Here is a 5,658-nt window from a genome sequence, read left to right on the forward strand (position 1 = left end):
GAGCAGCACCGTGTCGTTGGTGGACATGCAGCCGTCGGAGTCGACGCGGTCGAAGGTGACCTTGGTGGCGTCGCGCAGGGCGCGGTCGAGGACCTCGGTCTCCAGGTCGGCGTCGGTGGTGATCACGACGAGCATGGTGGCCAGGCCCGGGGCGAGCATGCCGGCGCCCTTGGCCATGCCGCCGACGGTCCAGCCGTCCCTGGTGACGACGGACGTCTTGTGGACGGTGTCGGTGGTCTTGATGGCGATGGCCGCCTTCTCGCCGCCGTGCTCGGAGAGCTGGGCGGCGGCCGTCTCGACGCCCGGGAGCAGCTTGTCCATGGGCAGCAGCACACCGATGAGGCCGGTGGAGCACACGGCCACCTCGATGGCGCCCCGCCCGAGGACCTCGGCGGCCTTCTCGGCGGTGGCGTGGGTGTCCTGGAAGCCCTTGGGACCCGTACAGGCGTTGGCGCCGCCGGAGTTGAGGACGACGGCGGAGACCTGACCGCTCTTGAGCACCTGCTCGGACCACAGCACGGGCGCGGCCTTCACACGGTTCGAGGTGAAGACGCCTGCGGCGGCGCGGCGGGGCCCGGTGTTGACCACGAGGGCCAGGTCCGGGTTGCCGTTCTCCTTGATCCCGGCGGCGACGCCCGCCGCCGTGAATCCCTTGGCTGCCGTGACGCTCACGGTGCGACTCCGATCGTGGAAAGTCCCGTGGTCTCGTCGAGACCCAGGGCGATGTTCAGGCTCTGGACGGCACCGCCCGCGGTGCCCTTGGTCAGGTTGTCGATGGCGCTGATCGCGATGATGCGCCCCGTGGCCCCGTCGTACGCGACCTGCACCTGAACGGCGTTGGAACCGTGGACGGACGCGGTGGCCGGCCACTGGCCCTCGGGCAGGAGGTGGACGAAGGGCTCGTCGGCGAACGCCTTCTCGTAGGCCGTGCGGACGGACTCGGCGGTGACACCCTCGCGCGCCTTCGCGCTGCATGTGGCGAGGATCCCGCGCGGCATCGGCGCGAGGGTCGGCGTGAAGGAGACCGAGACCCGCTCCCCCGCCGCGGCGCTGAGGTTCTGGATCATCTCGGGGGTGTGCCGGTGTCCTCCGCCGACGCCGTACGGCGACATCGACCCCATGACCTCGCTGCCCAGCAGGTGCGGCCTGGGCGCCTTGCCCGCGCCCGAGGTGCCGGAGGCGGCGACGATCACGGCCTCGGACTCGGCGAGCCCCGCGGCGTACGCGGGGAAGAGCGCGAGGGAGACGGCGGTCGGGTAGCAACCGGGCACCGCGATGCGCTTGGACCCCTCCAGCGCAGCGCGGCCGCCCGGAAGTTCGGGGAGGCCGTAGGGCCAGGTCCCGGCGTGCGGGGAACCGTAGAACTTCTCCCAGTCGGCGGCGTTCTCGAGCCGGAAGTCGGCGCCCATGTCGACGACGAGCACGTCCGGGCCGAGCTGTTCGGCGACGGCGGCGGACTGCCCGTGGGGCAGGGCGAGGAAGACGACATCGTGCCCGGCGAGCACCTCGGGGGTGGTCTCCTCCAGCACCCGGTCGGCCAGCGGCAGAAGGTGCGGCTGGAGCGCGCCGAGCCGCTGACCCGCGTTGGAGTTGCCGGTCAGGGCCCCGATCTCGATCTCGGGGTGCGCGAGGAGCAGTCGCAGGACCTCTCCGCCCGCGTATCCGCTCGCTCCGGCCACCGCCGCTCGTACCGCCATGTCACCCTCCTCCTGGATGGCATGACTATACGTATCGTTGCACGTTTATGCAATCCTAGGCGGCGCTCATCCGGGGGGCCATGATCCGGCGGGAGACGAGGAAGGTCGCCGGGATCGCCGCCGCGGACGCGACCAGGGGGGCCAACCGACTCCCCTCGTGCAGGACGCCGACGATGACGTACACGCCCGCGGTGGTGGTCAGGAAATTGACGGCGTTCGTCAGCGGGAACAGCAGGAATTTCCGCAGGGTCGGCCGCGTGCGGTAGGTGAAGCGGGCATTCAGGAAGAAGGATCCCGTCATGCTGAGCAGGAATGCGAGAACATGCGCGCCGAGATAGGGCAAGGAAATGAGAAAAAGGAGGTAAAGACCGTAGTACGTGGCCGTGTTGATCACACCGACCACGGCGAAGGTGAGAATCTGCCTCCGTATGGGGCGCGCTGTCGGCATGGGCATCAGGGAATCAGGTCTTTCGCTCGTTCCACGTTGGTCGCCTTCACCAGGAAGTGCGGACGCCCCTTGACCTCGTAGTAGATCCGGCCCGTGTACTCCCCGATGACCCCCAGCATGGTCATCTGGACACCGGCGAGGGCCGTGACGGCAGTGATGATCGTGACATAGCCCGGTGTCTCCACTCCGTTGACGAGTGCCGCGCCCACGATCCAAGCGGTGTACAGCCCCGCGCACAGCAGCAGGACGACGCCGAGGTGCAGGGCGGCACGCAGCGGGCGGTTGTTGAACGAGAGCAGCCCGTCGAGTCCGTAGTCGAGCAGGCCCCGGAAGGTCCACGAGCTGCGGCCGTGCTCGCGCACGGCGTTCTCGTACTCGAAGGTCGTGGCGGGGAACCCCACCCAGGCGAACAGGCCCTTGGAGAAGCGGTTGTACTCGGTGAGCGCCAGGACCGCGTCCACCACGCGGCGGGACAGCATCCGGAAGTCGCCGACGCCGTCCACGAGTTCCACGTCGACGAGACGGTTGACGAGCCGGTAGTAGAGGCGGGCGGTGACCGTGCGGGTGATCCGGTCGCCGCTCCTGGTGCGCCTGGCGATGACCTGGTCGTAGCCCTGTTCGCGCAGGGACACCATGCGTTTGATCAGTTCCGGCGGATGCTGGAGGTCCGAGTCCATGACGACCACGGAGTCCCCCGAGGCGTTCCGCAGTCCGGCGAGCAGGGCCGCCTCCTTGCCGAAGTTGCGGCTGAAGGAGACGTACCGCACGCGCGGGTCGAGTCCGGCGAGCCGCTTCAGCACGGCGAGGGTGCGGTCGCGGCTGCCGTCGTCGACGTACACGAACTCCATGTCGTGGCCGAGCGGCAGGAGTTCCTCCGCGACCCGCTGGACGTGTTCGTGGAAGCGCTCGATGACGTCTTCCTCGTTGTAGCAGGGCGCGACGATCGAGATGAGCATGGTTCTCCCCTGGGGCACGGTGCCGGAGCGCCGGTCACGCGCTCGCGTGGTCGGGTGGACGGGTGGTCGTCGGGAGTGCCGCGGCACGCCGTCGCCGGACGGCGGTGAGGGCACCGCGCAGGACGAGGGCCAGCAGCGAGACGCCCCCGACCGCGCTGCCCAGCCGCAGTCCTGGCGGACGGAACGTGCAGGTGAGGCTGGTCGAGGAGCCGTCGAGCGGCACGGCGATCAGCCCGTAGTACTCATGGGCGGGTACGGCGGCGGCACCGCCCGTGGCACAGCGCCAGCCGGCGATCCGGGGCGCCGCCACGACGGCGGTTCCCCGGCTTCCCGCCGGGAGCCGGGCCCGGATCGTGCCGTCGGAGACGGTCACCCCGGTGGCGCCGGTGGCGCTGAGCCGTTCGACCGCGGTGCCCAGCCGGGCGGTGTCGAGGCAGCCGACCGCGCCGTCCGGGACGAGGCTCGTCCTGTCGGGGAACAGATCGATCCGGAGCCGTCCGGAGGCGGGCACCCTGCCGAGCCGCTGCATGGAGGCGATCCTGGTGACGGGACGATCGGAGCGGAACCGCCCGGTCGGGCCGCCGGCCGGGGCGCCGGCGAGGCGGGCGGTGCCCGAGAAGTACGGTGCCCACAGGTACACCTCGCTGCCCGCCGGGCAGCGTGCCGTGATCGTCGGAGACGGGGCGGCGGTCCCGGCGGGGAGGGCGCCGAGGCGCAGGCCGGGCCGTGCGTCGTCGCTGCGATCCGGTTTCCGGCCGGCGCTCGTGCGCACGGTCGGGCGGGGGACGGTGTACACGCGGGTGCCCAGCAGCAGCTCCTGGTTGCGGTACGGCGACGGCCCGAAGGCGGAGACGCCGGTGCGGCCGCGCGTGCCGGCGGAATCGGGCCGCACCGTGACCAGGGGAGGTGCCGGCTGCCGGGTCGCGGTCGTCCGGCCGCCGTCCTGGGGGAACCAGTTCTGGTGCGGGTCCGGCGGTGAGTGCACCCGCGCGCCGACGGAGAAGATCGCGTCCGTGACGGCGTTGTCCAGGCTCTGCAGACTGCGGCCCCGCGAGGTCCAGCCGTCCCCGAGGGCGGTGAGCGTGCGGCTGAGGACGTCGGAGGTCAGGCTGCTGTAGTACTGGGCGCCCTGGCCGCCCACTTCCATCGGGTCGTTGCCGACGGTCTGCTCGCGGCCCGGTTCGGTGCGATGGCGGGGCCAGTCGTCGGCGTCGGCGATCACCTCCGACTGCCGCTGCTGGCGCGGCCCCCAGGGGGCGTAGTCGTCCATGTGGGCGAGCCGCAGCCGCGTTGCCACGGCGGAGGTGGCGGTGGCCTCGCCGAACTGCCCGCACAGGAGCAGGGCCACGGCCGGACCGACCAGGGCCGTGCGCCGTCCGGCGGCGGCATGGCCCAGCAGGGCCAGTCCGGTCAGCGCGGCCAGCACGGCGAACAGTGCGATCGGCAGCGTGAACGGGCGGCGCGCCAGTACGCTTCCGCTCGCCACGGCCATGATCAGCGCGAGCAGCACGGTCGCCGCGCCGAGCGCGCGCCGGTCCGGCGGGCCGTACGACAGCGAAATCCACGCGGCGATCACCAGCAGCCCGCACAGGACGAAGCTCTGGCGGTACGCGCTGCCCTGAGGGGTGGCGAAGGCGTGCCAGACGAGGTGGGTCGGGCCCCACTGCGTCGACATCGTCACCCCGGCCACCAGCAGCGTCCACCCGGCGCGCACCCGGCGGGGAACCGCCCGGTGGAAGGGCAGGGCGAGGACGAGCAGCAGCGCCGTGGTGCCCACGTACACGGCCGGGCTGCTGAAGCCGTAGGTCGCCGGCAGCAGGCGGGCCAGGAGGTCCTCGGTCGGCACCGGCGTGAACCGCCCGGCCCGGCCCGGTCGGGCGTGCTCGGTGCCGAAGTAGACGACCGTCACCAGCGGTGCGGCCAGGCCGATGCCGAGTGCCGTGGTCAGGCCCGCCCGGCCGGCTGCCGCGAACCGCCGCCGGCGCGGGAGCCCGGTCAGCCACAGCCGGAGCAGCAGCACCAGACCGGCGCCGAGGGTGGCCATGTACGCCGTGTAGAAATTGGCGGTCCAGGCGGCCGCCACGACCAGCGCGCCCAGGACCGGACGCCGTCCGTCCGTCGCCCATTCGCCGACCAGGCAGAGCAGCGGCAGGGCGATGAGGCCGTCGAGCCACATCGGGTTGTAGGCGCCCATGGCCACGCTCCAGCCGCACAGGGCGTAGGAGGCGCCGAGCAGTCCGGCCGCCCACCCGCGGCCGGGGCGCAGCGCGAGCAGCAGCCAGGCCATGGCCGCGCCGGCGGACGCGGTCTTCAGCACGGTGATCACATAGACGGCGAGGTCGGTCTGGTCCCTCGGGAACACCGCGACGAGCGGGGCGAACGGGCTGCTGAGGTACGTGCCGAGGTCGGGCAGGAAGCTGGAGCCGAATCCGGACTGCCAGTTGACCAGGAGACCGCCGTCGGCCCTGCCGTGCAGCAGGTCCCACAGGTGGGCGTGGAACGGCACGTACTGGTTGCCCAGGTCGTTGACGTCGCGGGTGCGGGGTCCGACGGGGTA

The 5,658-nt window shown here is 71.9% G+C and carries 5 protein-coding genes; all 5 read right to left on the minus strand.

Annotated features, from left to right (window positions below; genetic code table 11):
- The coding region (locus tag ACFW2E_RS40140; RefSeq protein WP_384475014.1) for a bifunctional ornithine acetyltransferase/N-acetylglutamate synthase at positions 1–672 on the minus strand (672 nt) is incomplete at its 3' end.
- Positions 669–1,697: an N-acetyl-gamma-glutamyl-phosphate reductase gene (argC, locus tag ACFW2E_RS40145; RefSeq protein ID WP_384475016.1), complete on the minus strand. Its 1,029-nt coding sequence runs from the start codon at positions 1,695–1,697 to the stop codon at positions 669–671. The genes ACFW2E_RS40140 and argC, both read right to left, overlap by 4 nt.
- A 55-nt stretch (positions 1,698–1,752) precedes the next feature.
- Complete coding sequence (locus ACFW2E_RS40150) at positions 1,753–2,151, minus strand: GtrA family protein (protein WP_384475020.1); 399 nt, start codon at positions 2,149–2,151, stop codon at positions 1,753–1,755.
- Positions 2,151–3,101, minus strand: coding sequence for a glycosyltransferase family 2 protein (locus ACFW2E_RS40155; RefSeq protein ID WP_384475023.1), 951 nt, complete (start codon positions 3,099–3,101; stop codon positions 2,151–2,153). Before ACFW2E_RS40155 ends, ACFW2E_RS40150 begins: the two co-directional genes overlap by 1 nt.
- 34 nt (positions 3,102–3,135) lie before the next feature.
- The coding region (locus ACFW2E_RS40160) for a YfhO family protein (RefSeq protein ID WP_384475026.1) at positions 3,136–5,658 on the minus strand (2,523 nt) is incomplete at its 5' end.

Source organism: Streptomyces sp. NPDC058964 (genome assembly GCF_042741275.1).
Taxonomy (GTDB): Bacteria; Actinomycetota; Actinomycetes; order Streptomycetales; family Streptomycetaceae; genus Streptomyces.